General features: G+C 55.8%; 13 protein-coding genes and 1 pseudogene. 7 read left to right on the top strand and 7 right to left on the bottom strand.

Annotated elements, in window-relative coordinates; all coding sequences use genetic code 11:
- Positions 1-171 (bottom strand): annotated as a pseudogene (locus ACIQZK_RS07945) (polyphosphate kinase); the annotation flags it as partial.
- A 90-nt stretch (positions 172-261) separates the two neighbouring features.
- Positions 262-2,052 carry an aspartate--tRNA ligase gene (gene aspS / locus ACIQZK_RS07940; RefSeq protein WP_183941130.1) on the bottom strand — a complete coding sequence of 597 codons (1,791 nt, stop codon included), beginning with the start codon at positions 2,050-2,052 and terminating at the stop codon, positions 262-264.
- A gap of 94 nt (positions 2,053-2,146) precedes the next feature.
- Between aspS and rnd the strand changes: the two genes are divergently transcribed.
- On the top strand, positions 2,147-3,331 hold the full coding sequence (gene rnd, locus ACIQZK_RS07935) for a ribonuclease D (protein WP_397575653.1): 1,185 nt from the start codon (positions 2,147-2,149) through the stop codon (positions 3,329-3,331).
- A 29-nt stretch (positions 3,332-3,360) separates the two neighbouring features.
- On the opposite strand, the gene ACIQZK_RS07930 is transcribed toward rnd, so the two are convergent.
- Both ACIQZK_RS07930 and ACIQZK_RS07925 read right to left on the bottom strand, forming a co-directional pair.
- A complete protein-coding gene (locus ACIQZK_RS07930; protein ID WP_397575652.1) occupies positions 3,361-3,945 on the bottom strand; it encodes an ATPase in 585 nt (194 codons plus the stop codon).
- A gap of 18 nt (positions 3,946-3,963) precedes the next feature.
- Entirely contained in the window at positions 3,964-5,022 is a 1,059-nt protein-coding gene (locus ACIQZK_RS07925; protein ID WP_397575651.1) for a heavy-metal-associated domain-containing protein, read from the bottom strand.
- 61 nt (positions 5,023-5,083) lie between these two features.
- Between ACIQZK_RS07925 and purM the strand changes: the two genes are divergently transcribed.
- Positions 5,084-6,190, top strand: a complete 1,107-nt coding sequence (purM, locus tag ACIQZK_RS07920) for a phosphoribosylformylglycinamidine cyclo-ligase (RefSeq protein WP_397575650.1) — start codon at positions 5,084-5,086, stop codon at positions 6,188-6,190.
- Positions 6,183-7,133, top strand: a complete 951-nt coding sequence (purN, locus tag ACIQZK_RS07915; RefSeq protein ID WP_397575649.1) for a phosphoribosylglycinamide formyltransferase — start codon at positions 6,183-6,185, stop codon at positions 7,131-7,133. The genes purM and purN overlap by 8 nt, the downstream gene beginning before the upstream one ends.
- 103 nt (positions 7,134-7,236) lie before the next feature.
- Here the strand turns inward: purN and ndk are convergent, their stop codons facing one another.
- From ndk to ACIQZK_RS07900, 3 genes are all read right to left on the bottom strand, one after another.
- Positions 7,237-7,659, bottom strand: coding sequence for a nucleoside-diphosphate kinase (gene ndk / locus ACIQZK_RS07910; RefSeq protein WP_306062378.1), 423 nt, complete (start codon positions 7,657-7,659; stop codon positions 7,237-7,239).
- A 67-nt stretch (positions 7,660-7,726) separates the two neighbouring features.
- On the bottom strand, positions 7,727-8,158 hold the full coding sequence (locus ACIQZK_RS07905; RefSeq protein WP_397575648.1) for a DNA polymerase III subunit chi: 432 nt from the start codon (positions 8,156-8,158) through the stop codon (positions 7,727-7,729).
- Positions 8,159-8,170: 12 nt separating this feature from the next.
- The gene (locus tag ACIQZK_RS07900) at positions 8,171-9,628 is read right to left on the bottom strand and encodes a leucyl aminopeptidase (RefSeq protein WP_397575647.1); all 1,458 of its coding nucleotides are present in this window, start codon (positions 9,626-9,628) and stop codon (positions 8,171-8,173) included.
- 289 nt (positions 9,629-9,917) lie between these two features.
- On the opposite strand from ACIQZK_RS07900, the gene ACIQZK_RS07895 reads away from it, so the two are divergent.
- The 4 genes from ACIQZK_RS07895 to rsmA all read left to right on the top strand — a co-directional run bounded on the left by ACIQZK_RS07895 (position 9,918) and on the right by rsmA (position 15,318).
- Entirely contained in the window at positions 9,918-12,035 is a 2,118-nt protein-coding gene (locus ACIQZK_RS07895; RefSeq protein ID WP_397575646.1) for an LPS-assembly protein LptD, read from the top strand.
- A 105-nt stretch (positions 12,036-12,140) separates the two neighbouring features.
- Positions 12,141-13,481, top strand: a complete 1,341-nt coding sequence (locus ACIQZK_RS07890) for a peptidylprolyl isomerase (protein ID WP_397575645.1) — start codon at positions 12,141-12,143, stop codon at positions 13,479-13,481.
- Positions 13,481-14,500, top strand: coding sequence for a 4-hydroxythreonine-4-phosphate dehydrogenase PdxA (gene pdxA, locus ACIQZK_RS07885; protein WP_397575644.1), 1,020 nt, complete (start codon positions 13,481-13,483; stop codon positions 14,498-14,500). Before ACIQZK_RS07890 ends, pdxA begins: the two co-directional genes overlap by 1 nt.
- The gene (gene rsmA, locus ACIQZK_RS07880; protein WP_397575643.1) at positions 14,497-15,318 is read left to right on the top strand and encodes a 16S rRNA (adenine(1518)-N(6)/adenine(1519)-N(6))-dimethyltransferase RsmA; all 822 of its coding nucleotides are present in this window, start codon (positions 14,497-14,499) and stop codon (positions 15,316-15,318) included. The genes pdxA and rsmA overlap by 4 nt, the downstream gene beginning before the upstream one ends.
- Positions 15,319-15,359 lie beyond the last annotated feature (41 nt).

The following is a 15,359-nucleotide window of genomic DNA, read 5'->3' as shown; positions in this document are numbered from 1 at the left end:
GCCACCCTTGCCAGCCGCATCCCAACCTTCAATCACGATCAACGTGCGCGCTTCGTGCAATATGTGCAGCGACTGCAGCCGCGAAAGGCGGTCCTGCAGCGCTTTCAGGTCCTCATCGTAGGTACCTTCGTATTTTGTACCGGACTCATAATGTGAAAGATCAATCGCCATCCGACGATTGCAGCAGCTATTCAGGCGATAGACAAGACAAAGCAAAACGCTGTCCCCAAAAGGGACAGCGTAATGGCGTCGGCTTATGCTTTACGATTGCGCTTTCGGCGGCTGTTCCACAACGCGAATGTTGAGCTCGCGCAATTGCTTATGCTCGGCAGGTGACGGTGCACCCATCAGCAAATCTTCGGCGCGCTGGTTCATCGGGAACAAGGTAATTTCGCGCAGATTCTGCACGCCGCACAACAGCATGACCATGCGGTCGACGCCAGCGGCCATACCGCCATGTGGTGGTGCACCATATTGGAATGCACGGTACATGCCGCCAAAACGATCCTCAACATCAGCCTGCGTCAGGCCAGTCAGTTCAAACGCCTTGACCATTAGATCGGGATGCTGGTTCCGGATGGAACCCGAGGCGAGCTCATAGCCGTTACAGACCATATCATATTGATAGGCTTTGATGGTGAGCGGGTCCTGCGTCTGCAGCGCTTCGAGGCCGCCTTGTGGCATCGAAAACGGGTTGTGGGCAAAATCGACCTTCTTGTCTTCCTCGCTCCATTCGTAAAACGGGAAGTCGATGATCCAGCAAAAGCGGAATGCGTCTTTTTCAATGAGATCAAGCTGCTCACCGGTGCGTGTGCGCGCGGCACCCGCCAGCTTAGCGGCTTGCTCTTCCTTGCCCGCTGCAAAGAAGCAACCATCGTCGGGACCAAGGCCGATGGCGTCGTACAACGCCTGCATGCCTTCGTCGCCATGGTTCTTGGCAATGGGGCCGCCAAATTCGCCAGCTTTGCGGGTGACGTAGCCCAAGCCAGCATGGCCTTCGCTGCGTGCCCATTCATTCATGTCGTCAAAGAATTTGCGGCTCTTTTCCGCTGTCTTTGGCGCCGGAATAGCGCGCACAACACCGCCGCCTTCGACGATGCGTTCAAACAGGCCGAAGCCCGATTTGGTGAAATGGCTGGTCACGTCATGAATGATGAGCGGGTTGCGCAAATCGGGCTTGTCCGTGCCGTAATCCAGCATCGCTTTTGCATGCGGAATACGTGGGAATTGGCCAGCAGGCGTGACGGTTTTGCCATCAGCAAATTTTTCAAACACGCCAGCCATTACCGGCTCCATCGTGTCCCAAACTTCTTCCTGCGTGACGAAGCTCATTTCCAGATCGAGCTGGTAAAACTCGCCCGGCAAACGGTCCGCACGCGGATCTTCATCGCGGAAGCATGGTGCGATTTGGAAATAGCGGTCAAAGCCAGCGACCATCAGCAACTGCTTATACTGCTGCGGCGCCTGTGGCAGCGCGAAGAATTTGCCCGGGTGAATGCGGCTTGGCACGAGGAAATCGCGCGCGCCTTCGGGGCTTGATGCTGTCAGGATGGGCGTTGAATATTCGGTAAAGCCGATATCTTCCATGCGGCGACGCGTTTCGCGAATGATCTGCGTACGCTTGACGATATTCGCGTGCAGCGTTTCGCGGCGCAAATCGAGGAACCGGTATTTCAGGCGGGTTTCTTCCGGATATTCTTGCTCACCGGCGACTGGCAAAGGCAGTTCTTCAGACTTGCTGAGTACAACGACATTGCGCGCGAAAACTTCGATCTGACCCGTGGGCAGATTGGCGTTCACGGTGGCGGCACTGCGCGCCTTTACATCGCCATCAATGGTGACAACGCTTTCAAGGCGCAATGCTTCGAGGATGGGCAAGGCGGGGCTGTCGCTATCGGCAACAATCTGCGTCATGCCATAATGATCGCGCAAATCGACGAACAAAACGCCGCCATGGTCGCGCTTACGATGGACCCAGCCAGATAGGCGTACGGTTTCCCCCACGTGGGAATCGCGAAGTTCGGCGCATTTGTGCGTACGATAAGCGTGCATTGTTCACTCAATTCAAAAAATCTGTGGAAAGCGCGCCTAACAACCTTGCAGGGGCACTTTGTCAAGTCGGGAATGGGTGCTACGGCGATGCGCAATGCAGATTCATCCACTCATCTCCGACAGCAAACGTCTCGCAGAATTGTGCGCACGCCTTGCAAAATCCCCATTTGTTGCGGTTGATACCGAATTTATGCGGGAAAACACATATTATCCGGATCTGTGCCTCGTGCAGTTGGCGGACACGAACGAAGCGGCAGCGATTGACCCAAAGGCGGAGGGGCTGGACCTCACGCCCATGCTCGATCTGCTCTGCGCGAATGATGAGGTCTTGAAAGTCTTTCATGCCGGCGGGCAGGACATTGAAATATTCTTCAACCTGACGGGCAAAACACCCTACCCGATGTTCGACACCCAAATCGCGGCCATGGCACTCGGTCAGGGTGAACAAATCGGCTATTCGAATTTGGTCGACCTGTGGATGGGCATTCAACTCGACAAAGGCGCGCGATTTACGGATTGGTCCCGCCGTCCGCTCGACAAACGGCAAATCGATTATGCCATTGCCGACGTCACGCATTTATCGGCGATATTTCCCATGATGCTCGAAAAGCTGAAGGTCACGGGCCGTGGCGCTTGGTTGAATGACGAAATGGAGCGCATTTCGGATGCGGCCAACTATCGCAATGATCCCGAAAATGCGTGGTCCCGGATAAAGGTGCAATCGCGTAAGCCCGACGTCTTGGGCCGGCTTCAGGCCATGGCGGCATGGCGCGAAAAGGAAGCGCAGCGTAAGAATATCCCGCGCGGGCGCATCATGAAAGACGAAACGCTTGCCGATATTGCGGCGCATCCGCCCAAGTCGCAGGCGGATTTGCCCAAGGTGCGTGGACTGTCGCCAGCTTGGCGCGACAATGACATTGGTGCACGCCTCATCGCCGTTATCGAAGCAAGCCAGCCGATGGCACGCGACGATATGCCTGACCGCGGTAGATCGTCGCCCGGCGGCGGCAAAGACGGATCGCTGGTCGCGGACCTGTTAAAGCTGTTGCTTAAAATCCGTTCGCGCGAAATCAACGTCGCGCCGCGCCTCATCGTCCGGACCGAAGAACTTGAACGGCTGGCTGCAGGTGAGCGTGAAGACCTAGAAGTCCTGACCGGATGGCGGTTTGAACAGTTCGGCCGCGATGCGCTTGATCTTGTCGAAGGCAGATTGGCGTTCGCAGTGGTGAACGGGAAATTGAAAATGACCCACACCCAAGAAGAAGAGATGGTCCGCTAATTGGGCAACTACAACATCGTCGGTTGGAATTAGCTTTCGAGAACCTTCTTTACCAAAGCGAGATTGACCGGGGCATTTTCGGCCAGCGCCAGCGCATTTGCCGACCGTGCAAATTTTTCGATTGCACCATAGCTCCGCTCAATCCGGCGCTTTACATAGCTTAAAGCATCAATGCTGATTGCTGCCCCGCGATCAGCCAGCTGTTTTTGAATCAATTGCTCAATCATTTCATCGTCTGGCGGCGCAATGTCGAGCAGCAACGCAGAGCCCAGACGCGATTGCAGGTCGGGTAATGTGATGTTCCACTCCGAAGGCTGCCAACGCGAGATAAGCAATAACGGGACGCCGCTTTCCTGCGACCGGTTCCATGCGTTAAACAAGGTTTCCGCCGGACTTGCCTCTGCGTTATCAATGACCGTGCCGTTCTGTCCCGAAAAATAGCGCGCCATCAGGGTTTTTCCCGAGCGTGCAGGCCCCGTCAGAATGGCACAGCGTTTGGCCCAGCCAGCTGCGCTCGAAAGCCCCGCAAACGCGGTCGCGTTAGACTCTGTAATGATCAGGCTGGACGATGCGCCGCTGCGCAGTTCATCCAATGGCAAAGCAATTTGGCGCATAATGTCAGAAGTTGACGCTCAAGGCCGCGGTGACGGCGGTGTAGGCGCACCAGAATTGCGCGCAGGTTCTGCTTCTTGCAACACCGACCTGACCACATCGTCCAAAGACTGGCGCGCAGGCTCTGCCCCATCGACAACCGACAGGTCTTCGACTTCGCCTTCCAATTCCTCTTCCTCGACCACTTCGGGTTCAAGGACGAGCGACGCATCCGCCCGCAATCGACCGGAGGCGAGCGCGGACTGGAACAGTTGGTCCATCTTAATCACCGCCTGATCCATCATGCCCGGAATGCCAGCGCTGTTGGAAACACGCAGGGTGAACGAACCGAGATATTTGTTATCCGGCCCATAGCGCGCAGAAAACCGGCCAATGATCGGGCCGCCGGGCCATTGCCGTTCAAGGCGTGCTATCGGAATGATCACATCAGCTGCGCCAAATTGGTCGAGAATTGTGCGCCACCAAATGCGGCTGCGACGGTCTTTTTGCCCCGCGTTCAGCAAAAGCGATTCGCCGCCTGCCCCGCTTGGACGCACATAATCGATCGTGCTGTCAGCCGTGCGATATTTGGCCCAGCTGCGCTGCCATGATGTGCGCTGTTCAAATACCGTCGGCGCGCCTGCCGAATAGGTAACGGGTAACAATAACAACGGCGCAGAACGACGCGCCACGCCGCTGACGCCCAGCAATTGCCCAGCACGGGCGCGGTCAAACAATACGCCAAGCTTTGCAACATAACGGCGTGGGCCAATCTGTTCCTGCTCAACCACGATTGCGGCGACGATGCCGTCCAACGTCGAATCGGATAGGCCAGCGCCAACAGTTCCATGGGTTTTGCGCCACAATGCCGACCAGGCAATCCGCTGCGCCTGTTCCCAACCCTTTTGCCGAGCTTCAAACGCGTTATTGCCGACGACATTGACAGAGACGCCGGTCACTTCAAAATCACCAGCGCTTGCGATTGGCGCAATGCCGCGCTTTGGCCCTTCGATTTGCGCGGCAACGATTCCGCCACCAATCAGCGCCAAAGGCAAGCCAATCGCTGCAATCTGAAACCATTTTCCGCGAGAATTTGTCATTAACGCACCTTTAGGCGACATAGACGTGGAATTCCAACCCTGTTCTCGCTAACGGCGACAAATGGACGCAAAAGAACAGAAGCCCGAATCTTACACCTACGCCAAGGCGGGTGTTTCCATTGAAACCGGTAACGCGCTTGTGCGCGCGATTGCGCCGCTGGCGAAATCGACCCGCCGCGCTGGTGCGGATGCCGATCTTGGCGGCTTTGGCGGTTTTTTTGACCTCAAGGCAGCAGGATTTAATGATCCGCTTCTGGTCGCCGCGAATGACGGTGTCGGAACGAAGCTGAAACTGGCCATCGAATCCGGTCGCCATGAAGGCGTCGGCATTGATCTTGTCGCGATGTGCGCCAATGACTTGATCGTGCAAGGCGCAGAGCCGCTTTTCTTTCTGGATTATTATGCCACCGGCAAACTCGACAACGCCGTTGCCACCTCTGTTGTCGCCAGCATCGCCGAAGGCTGCAAGCAAGCCGGCTGCGCGCTGATTGGCGGCGAAACCGCTGAGATGCCGGGCATGTATTCCGAAGGCGACTATGACCTTGCCGGTTTCTGCGTTGGCGCGGTGGAGCGCGATCAAGTACTGACGGCAGATAAGGTTGCGGCGGGCGACGTCATTCTGGGCCTTGCGTCATCAGGCGTGCATTCCAACGGTTTCTCGCTGGTTCGGCGGCTTGCCGAAGACAAGGGCTGGAAACTCGACCGTCCGGCAATTTTCGACCAAAATGTCATTCTTATCGACGCACTCATGGCGCCGACCCGCATCTACGTGAAATCGCTGTTGCCGATGGTCCGCACGGGTAAGATCCACGCAATGGCGCATATCACCGGCGGTGGCTTGCTTGAAAATATCCCACGTATCCTGCCGGACGGTTTGCACGCACATGTCGATGCAGACGCATGGCAACAACCGCGCTTGATGGCGTTCTTGCAAGCGCAAGGTCATATTGAGCCAGAGGAAATGGCACGCACATTCAACTGCGGCATCGGCATGGCGGTGGTCGTCGCGGAAACCGAAGTTGCGAGCGTAACCGCTGCACTTGAGGCTGCTGGAGAGACAGTGTTCCGCATCGGACATATTGCAGCCGGTGAAAAAGGGTGCACGGTTACCGGCAGCATCGAAACCTGGAGCGCTCAAGCCGATTGGACTGCGACGCATCATGGCTAAGGCGCGTGTTGCCGTCCTGATTTCCGGCGGCGGCACCAATATGGCTGCGTTGCTATATGCCGCAAAACGCCCAGACAGCCCGTATGAAGTCGTTCTGGTCGCCAGCAACAATCCCGACGCCGAAGGGTTGAAGCTGGCGCAGGCCGAAGGCGTCGCAACGTTCGCTCAATCGCACATTGGTCTTAAGCGGGTGGACCATGACGAAATCATGCATAATCACATTACCAAAGCGGGTGCGGCTTATGTCGTACTTGCGGGGTATATGCGGATATTGAGCGAAAGCTTCGTCGAAAAATGGGACGGCCGGATGCTAAATATCCACCCATCCCTATTGCCCAAATATACGGGGCTAAACACCCATCAGCGCGCGATTGATGCTGGCGATAGGGTCGCTGGCTGCAGCGTCCACCTCGTCACGGCCGACCTTGATGAAGGTCCGCTTCTTGGCCAGATGGAAGTCGCCATTCTGCCTAATGACACCGCGGGTTCATTGGCGGAGCGCGTCAAAATAGCCGAGCATCAATTATACCCCAAGACGCTTGCCGACTATGTTTCGCGAGCAACGGACCCGGATTATCTGACATCAAAAGTGCGCGACATCGCGCTGGCCCAGCCAGAAGCCGATGAAGTGGTGTCGCACGGGATGCCATGCTTCGGCATCGTCGGCGGCAAGAAATTTGCTTATGTTTCCATCGACCATCATGGCGACGGGAAAATCGCGCTCTTGGTCAAAATCAGCGGCGTCGAAGAACAGGCCATGCTGATCGATAGCGATGATGAGAGATATTACCGCCCCGCTTATTTCGGCGATGGCTGGGTGGGCATCAGGCTCGACCTGGGCGATACCGATTGGGACCATATCGGCGAATGGATCGCCAAAAGCTGGCGCGCCGTTGCGCCAAAAAAGCTGACGAAATTTCTGGATATAGTCGGCTCAGCCTAATCGGTTGCAGGCCCCATAGGCTTTTTCGAACCGCCAAGTGAGGAACATTGACACCAAGCGCGAGCTTCGCGCTTGGTGTCAGATAGTCTTAGATTGATCGGGTTTAGCCGACGATTTCTTCTGGCTTGAAGAAGTAAGCGATTTCAATCGCTGCGTTTTCGTCGCTGTCCGAACCGTGGACGCTGTTCGCTTCGATGCTTTCAGCCAGTTCCTTGCGGATCGTGCCGGGTTCAGCATTTGCAGGGTTTGTCGCGCCCATGATGTCGCGGTTACGCTGCATGGCGTTTTCGCCTTCAAGAACCTGAACAACAACTGGGCCGCTGATCATGAAGTCGACGAGTTCGCCAAAGAATGGACGCTCACGGTGCACCGCGTAGAAGCCTTCGGCCTGTTCGCGGGTCATATGGATACGCTTTGAAGCAACGACGCGCAGGCCGGCTTCTTCAAGCATCTTGGTGACTGCACCAGTCAGGTTGCGACGCGTTGCGTCAGGCTTGATGATCGAAAAAGTGCGGGTAACCGACATGAAAAGCTCCATATTTGTAGGGGGAATTTGGCGCGCATCTAACGTCGCTGCACGTTGAGTGCAAGCTTTATGGGCCTTGGACCCATTTGCCGCCGTCTTGTTTCCAATAGCGCCGCTCTACCCCATCACCCAATGTGCGCCATGCCGACCGCGCATTGTCGGTCTGTTCCGGCGGAAAAAGATAAAAAACACGCTCAAAATCTTCGGTCACCGCACGCCAATTACCGTCAGCCAGCGCAACAAATTTGGCGCCATTTGGTGCGTCCGTTTCTTGTGACAACAAAATCGGCTGAAGTGCATCATCGCCCTCCCCCGATTTTGCGTGCGCTAAAAAGCTGTCCGTCCTTGCGGTCCACAACGCGCCGGAGATCGCATCCAGTTGGCCCGCATCATCACTGATAATCAGCAACCGCCGTTTATTGTCCAAGATTCGCTGGGCAATGGCAGGCAGAACTTTTTCAGCAGGATCTCGCGTGAGTTGGTAAAAATCGACCTGCATGTCGCGGCAACATCAACCTTCGAAATTATCCGCGACAAACCGGTCAAGCAAACGCACGCCAAAGCCGGTTGCGCCCTTGTCCCACACGGGCCCCGCCTTATCGGCCCATACGGTCCCTGCGATGTCCAAATGCGCCCATTTCACGCCGTCCTTGATGAAACGACCCAAGAATTGTGCAGCGGTGATGGAACCCGCGCCCTTGCCACCAATGTTTTTCATGTCGGCAATCGGGCTGTCGATCATTTTGTCATAGGCCTTCGAAAGCGGGAAACGCCACAGCGGGTCGCCTGAGGCTTGGCCCGCAGCCGTCAACTTGTCGGCGAGTTCATCGCTGTTCGAGAACAGGCCAGCATATTCACTGCCCAACGATACGATAATCGCGCCGGTCAATGTTGCGAGATCGACAACATATTCAGGGTTATACTTTTCCTGAACCCAATGCAGCGCATCACAGAGAACCAAACGCCCTTCTGCGTCGGTATTCAGCACCTCAATGGTTTGGCCGGACATGGATGTCACAATATCGCCGGGGCGTTGTGCGTTGCCGTCAGGCATGTTCTCGACAAGGCCGCAGACGCCGACGACATACGCCTTTGCCTTACGACCAGCGAGCGCCTTCATCGCGCCTGCGACAGCGCCTGCGCCGCCCATATCCCACTTCATATCTTCCATACCCGCAGCGGGCTTGATGGAAATGCCGCCGGTATCAAAGGTTACGCCCTTACCGACCAAAGCAACGGGCCGATCTTGCGCACCGCCGGTACCGTCCCACTTCATCACCAGCAAACGGGCCGGACGACGTGAGCCTTGCGCCACGCCAAGCAGCGCCCCCATTCCGAGCGCGGCCATGTCCTTGTCATCCAACACGCTGATTTCGACGCCAAGCTCCGCAAGATGTTTACAGCGTTCAACGAAGCTTTCAGGGTAAATGATATTGGCAGGTTCAGTGACCAGTTCCTTGGTCAAAGCAACGCCTTCAGCGATTGCATGATAGCTCGGCCACAGGGTGCTTGCGTCTGCTGGCGCGCCTGCAACCGTCAATGTTTCGACCGTCGGCTTTGCCGTGTCCGCCAATTTGGTGCGGTACTTATCCATGCGCCAGTTGCGCAATGTTGCACCATAAGCCGCTTCTGCAACCGCTTTCGCGCTGAGGTTCGCGCCATGAATGGCAATATGTTTGGCGCCCGATGTCTGAACCTTGGCAACAATGTCGCCGCCCGCCTTTTGATAATCACCGGCTTCACCGTCGGCGACCCCGACCAAAATGATCCGAACAAGCTTACCGCCCTCTTCGTTGATGAGCAGAAAGCTCTGCCCTGCCGCAGCTTCAAAACGCGCCAATTTTGCGGTCGCATGCACGATATCGCTATTTTCCAAGGGAAATGTGAAGTCGGCGAAGGTGGTTTTTGTTACGATGAACGCGAGGACGTCTGCATCTTGGGGGCGTGCATCGGAAAAATTGATCTTCATGGAAACGATATGCCTTTTTGCGGATAACGGGATTACAGGCCTATAGGCCTAATTCACCCTTGGATTAAAGCAAAAGATAGGGGCTAAATTTCCACTGTTAATCGTAAATACAGCGTTAATTGGGATGATGGGTGGACCCAATGCGATAGGGGCGATAAAGGACAGCACGGTTTTTATGAACATCCCCGCCACCCGCACCTTTTTATCGCGCTTTTTGCTTGCTCCGATTTTTATCGGATGCGGGTCTGTGTCCTCGTTCGCATTTGCCGAAACGGGCCCCTCAGCAGTAGTGTCACAAACGGCCAGCGACCAAATTGAATTTGATGCGGCTGTTGTTGAATATGACTCCAACACAGAAATCGTCACCGCCAAAGGCAATGTGATTGTCAGCCGCGAAGGCTATACGGTGCGCGCCGACAGTATTATCTGGGACCGCAAAAGCGGGAGGGTTTTCGCTGAAGGTGCCATCCGCGCCATCGGCCCAGAAGGCGACGTCGCATATGGTGACAAGATTGAACTGACCGATGCCTTGAAAGACGGCGTCATCGACAATCTTCTTGTCGTTTTGGCAGACGAAAGCCGGCTTGCCGCCAAACGCGGTGGGCGGAAAGATGGCATTTATACGCTTGATTATGCGGCATATACGGCGTGCAAAGTTATCGGCACGGACGGCTGTCCAAAAAGACCGAGCTGGGAAGTCAAAGCGGTAAAGGTCGTTTACGACCCCAGCAAAAAGCGCGTCATTTACAAAGGCGCCCGGATCGAACTGTTTGGTCTGCCGGTCATTCCACTGCCATTTCTGTCGCACCCGGTAGACGCCAAAGCTGGCAGCGGCTTTCTTGTACCCAGCATCGGTTTTTCGCGGAATAACGGCGCTGAGCTTGAGCAATCCTATTATTGGCGCATATCCGAAAATCGGGATGCGACCGCAGCGATAACCGCTTTTTCCGGCGCAGCGCCCTTGGGCAGGCTAAATTTCCGGACGCTCGAAAAAAATGGCGCTATCGATCTGAGCGCATACGGAACCTATAGCAACCGTATCAATACAGGCGGCACCACGACACCTGTCGGTGCAGATGTTTTCCGTGGCTATCTCGAAGGCGCAGGCAAGTTCCAGTTCGACCCCAATTGGTCGATTTCGGCATCAGGCCGTTATGCATCGGACCGCACGTTTTTGCGTCGTTATGACATCAGCCGGGATGACAGGCTCCGCTCGACCTTTGCTGCCGAACGGATTGGTGACAACAGCTACTTCTCGCTCGCAGGCTGGGCAGTCCAGACCCTGCGCGTCAGCGATCGCCAAGGTCTAACGCCAATCGCGCTGCCCGAAATTGATTACCGCCTGCGCATGGATGCGCCCGTTATCGGTGGTACAATTCAGCTGCAAGCCAACAGCCTGGCCATCAGCCGGACCGAGGGGCAAGACACGCAGCGTGCATTTTCGTCCGCCAAATGGGATCTGCGCAAAATTACGGCGCTTGGGCAGGAACTAACGCTCACGGCGCTCGCACGCGGAGATGTGTACCATAGCGACGAAAATGCCAGCACGCTTACCGCGATATACCGCGGAGATTCAGGATGGCAGCACCGCGCCATTTTCGCCACTGCAGCTGACATTAAATGGCCTTTTGTCGGTAAAGCCTTTGGCGGCACGCAAATTCTTACGCCCCGCGTCCAAATGGTCGCAGCGCCGTCGATTTCCAATTTAAACATTCCAAATGAAGATTCGCGCGCAGTCGATTTGGAAGACAGCAACCTGTTCGCGCTAAACCGGTTCCCCGGCTACGACCGTTTTGAAGACGACCTGCGCATTACATATGGGTTCGACTGGGCATTACGCAAATCAGACTTTACCGCTAACATCAACCTAGGCCAAAGTTACCGCCTGTCCGACCGAGGGTCGATTTTTCCTGATGGAACGGGCCTATCTGACAAGGCATCGGATATTGTGGGGCGGTCCGAATTTCGTTTCAAAGACTTGGTAAAACTCACACACCGCTTCCGCCTCGACAAAGACAATTTGTCGATACGGCGTAATGAGGTCGATGCCACAATAGGATCACGCGGCACATATGTTCAGGCGGGCTATCTGAAGCTCAATCGCAATATTGGCCCGACCCTCGAAGACCTCACTGACCGTGAAGAAATTCGTTTGGCCGGACGCGTGCGTGTTGCACGTTTTTGGTCGGTATTTGGATCCACAATTGTCGATTTGACGGACACCGCAGAGGATCCCACAAGCATTTCCGATGGCTTCGATCCTATCCGGCACCGGCTTGGCATTGCTTATGATGATGACTGCTTGTCGTTAAGCCTGGCGTGGCGACGCGACTATCAGCCTGTCGGAGATTCGCAGCGTGGGAACAGCTTTCTGTTCCGTCTGGCATTTCGCAATCTCGGTGTGTAAAGCAACCGGAATAAATTCGCGGAGAAGGATGATACTGCTCATCTGCTGTTCAGCAGTGCCTGGTTACCCATCCCCTCGAACTGTCTGTGTACTGGATGTAAATCAATGAAGTTATTCAAGCGCCTGTCCCTCGTCGCCATGCTCGTTTCCGCAACGGCGCTGACACCGCTGATCGCGCAAACTGTCGGTGATGATGCATCTCCAGAGGCCGCATTGGCCATTCCAGATGGACAGCAATTATTTGGCAAAAACGACCCGAATGTGCGCCGTGCGACGGCTCAGGTGAATGGCGAAATTATTACAGGCACCGACATTGATCATCGCCTCGCGCTGATCGTTGCTGCGAATGACAACAAGCTGCCACCGGAAGAACTGGCGCGTTTCCGTGCACAGATTCTGACGAACCTGATTGATGAGACGCTTCAAATCCAAGAAGCAGCCGCCAATGAGATTGAAGTCACTGACGCTGAAGTGAATCAGTATTTCAATCGCGTGGCGCAACAGAATTTCAATCGGCCCGCGAATGAGGTGGAAAAATATCTGATCTCTATCGGTTCATCCGTAGCGACGTTGAAGCGCCAGATTAAGGGCGAACTTTCCTGGAGCCGCCTGTTGTCGCGCAATGTGCGACCATCAGCCAATGTCAGCGACGATGAAGTGAATGCCATTATCGAGCGTATCAAGGCAACCAAGGGAACCACGGAATATCGTTTGGGTGAGATATATCTGTCCGCAACGCCAGAAACGATGCCAGCGGTCACCGAGAACGCGAAGAAAATCATCGATCAGCTGCGTCAGGGCGGTAACTTTGTCGCATATGCCCGTCAGTTTTCTGAAGCCTCAACCGCGTCGGTCGGCGGTGACCTTGGATGGCTGTCCTTGGCGCAGCTTCCGCAATCACTCGCCAATGCGGCCGCCAACATGAACGCTAACGAAATTCAGGCTGTTGCCTCGCCCGGCGGGATTTCGATTTTGCTTTTGATCGACCAGCGTCAGGTCGCAACATCCGATCCACGCGACTCCGTGCTCAGCTTAAAACAGGTCGCGATTACGTTTCCAAAAGGCACGGCGGAAGCCGAAGTTGCGCCGCTGGTAAAACAATTTAGCGAAGAAACGCAGCAAATCACGGGCTGTGGCGCCGCTGACGAAATGGCGCGCAAACTGGGCGCCGATGTCGTCAACCGCGACGGCATTAAAATCCGTGAGCTTCCTGCCCCGTTGCAGCAGGTCATGCTTGATCTGCAGATTGGACAATCGACACCGCCTTATGGCTCGCTGCAAGACGGCGTTCGCGTTTTCGTCTTATGTGGTCGTGATGCCCCGCAGGAAACGTCATCTGAAAGCTTCGACGAAATCATGTCACGGCTGGAAGAAGAGCGCGTCAACAAGCGCGCGCGGATTTACTTGCGCGATTTGCGCCGCGACGCTGTTATCGAATATAACTGATGTCGGTTGGCCGACTGGAACTGCCGCTGGCCGTTTCGGTCGGTGACCCGGCGGGCATAGGGCCGGAGATAATCGGCAAAGCGTGGGAGGCCCGCCACGCGGCTGGATTGGCGCCTTTCTTCGCAATTGGCGATATCGCCAGCTTCGCGCCGCATTGGAATGGTCCGGTCGTCCGCATTGAAGATCCTTCCGAAACCTTTGCGCATTTTGATACGGCGCTTCCGGTCATCCAAGTGCATAACTGCATTTCGATTGTTCCGGGCGTTCCGGACCTTGATGGCGCACATTGCGCCTATCAAGCGCTTGAAATGGCGATTGGCTTTGCCCGTGCTGGCAGTGCCGCCGCGTTGGTCACAGGCCCTGTATCCAAGGCGCAATTATACGCGGTGGGTTTCACGCATCCAGGCCAGACCGAGTTTATTGCAGAGCGTTGCGGCGTTTCCAAAAACAACGCCGTGATGATGCTCGCCGGCCCTGACCTGCGCGTTGTCCCGATGACGACACATATCCCGCTTGCGTCCGTCGCAGAACAGCTTGACGGTCGGCTTATCCGCCAACGCCTGCGAGCGACAGCCAAGGGCCTGCAACGTAATTTTGGTATAGCAAACCCTCGGCTGGCCGTTGCCGGGTTCAATCCGCACGCTGGCGAATCAGGCAATATGGGCCGTGAAGAATTGGACATATTTGAACCCGCGATTGAACAGATTCGCGGTGAAGGCATCGACGTTGTTGGTCCCTTGCCTGCCGACACGATGTTTCATGCCGAAGCGCGGTCGCATTATGACGCGGCCTTGTGCGCATATCATGATCAGGCCCTCATTCCTTTGAAAACGCTATATTTTCATGATGCGGTAAACATTACGCTGGGGCTGCCCGTTGTCCGCACCTCGCCAGACCATGGCACTGCGTTCGGAATTGCTGGCAAGAATATGGCACTGCCGCTTTCGATGATTGCGGCCATTAAGATGGCTGAATCTGCGGCGCTTCATCGCCTTGCTGCTGCCGATCTTGGCGGATGACGGTGTCGCTCCCTCCCCTTAGAGACGTCATTGCGCGACATGGTTTGTCCGCAAGCAAGGCGCTTGGCCAAAATTTTCTGTTCGATGAAAAGCTGCTTGATCGCATTGCCGCAATTCCCGGCAGCCTGGCTGGCGAGCACGTATATGAAGTTGGTCCCGGCCCCGGCGGCCTCACCAGAGCGCTCCTGCGCGCAGGCGCACAGGTGCTGGCCGTTGAACGCGATCATCGCTGCCTTCCTGCCCTGGCGGAACTGTCAGAGGCATTTCCCGGCCAGCTTAGCGTGATTGAAGGCGATGCGTTAAAAATCGATCCCTTCGCGGAAATTGGTGCACCGTTTCACGTTGTTTCAAACCTGCCGTACAATGTGGGCACGGCACTTGCGGTCGGCTGGTTGGGCGGCAACGCATGGCCGCCACGTTGGAAAAGTCTGACGTTGATGTTCCAACGTGAAGTGGCAGACCGAATTATCGCAGCGCCGGGCACGGGTGCATTTGGCCGGCTCGCGATATTGGCGCAATGGCGATCAAATGCCGCAATTGCGATGCCTGTTCACCGTTCCGCATTTACGCCCCCGCCAAAGGTGATGTCGGCGGTCGTGCACATCACGCCCAAGGATGCGCCCGCAGACGTTAAAATGTCTGTACTCGAAAATCTGACAGGCGCCGCCTTTGGCCAACGCCGTAAAATGTTGCGACAGAGCCTGAAGGGCGTCGCAGGCGCGTTAGAAGCGTTGAGCGCCGCCGGAATAGCCGAAGACCGCCGCCCCGAAACCGTAACCATATCGGAATGGTGCGCTCTGGCAAAGGAAGTGGGTTAACGCATATAGCAGGGGTGGCCCTTTGGATTATCAAAGGCTAA

The organism is Sphingorhabdus sp. (genome assembly GCF_044338195.1).
Taxonomy (GTDB): domain Bacteria; phylum Pseudomonadota; class Alphaproteobacteria; order Sphingomonadales; family Sphingomonadaceae; genus Sphingorhabdus_B.
Note: the sequence above shows the minus strand (reverse complement) of the source record. Positions and strands in the feature narration are given on the sequence as shown.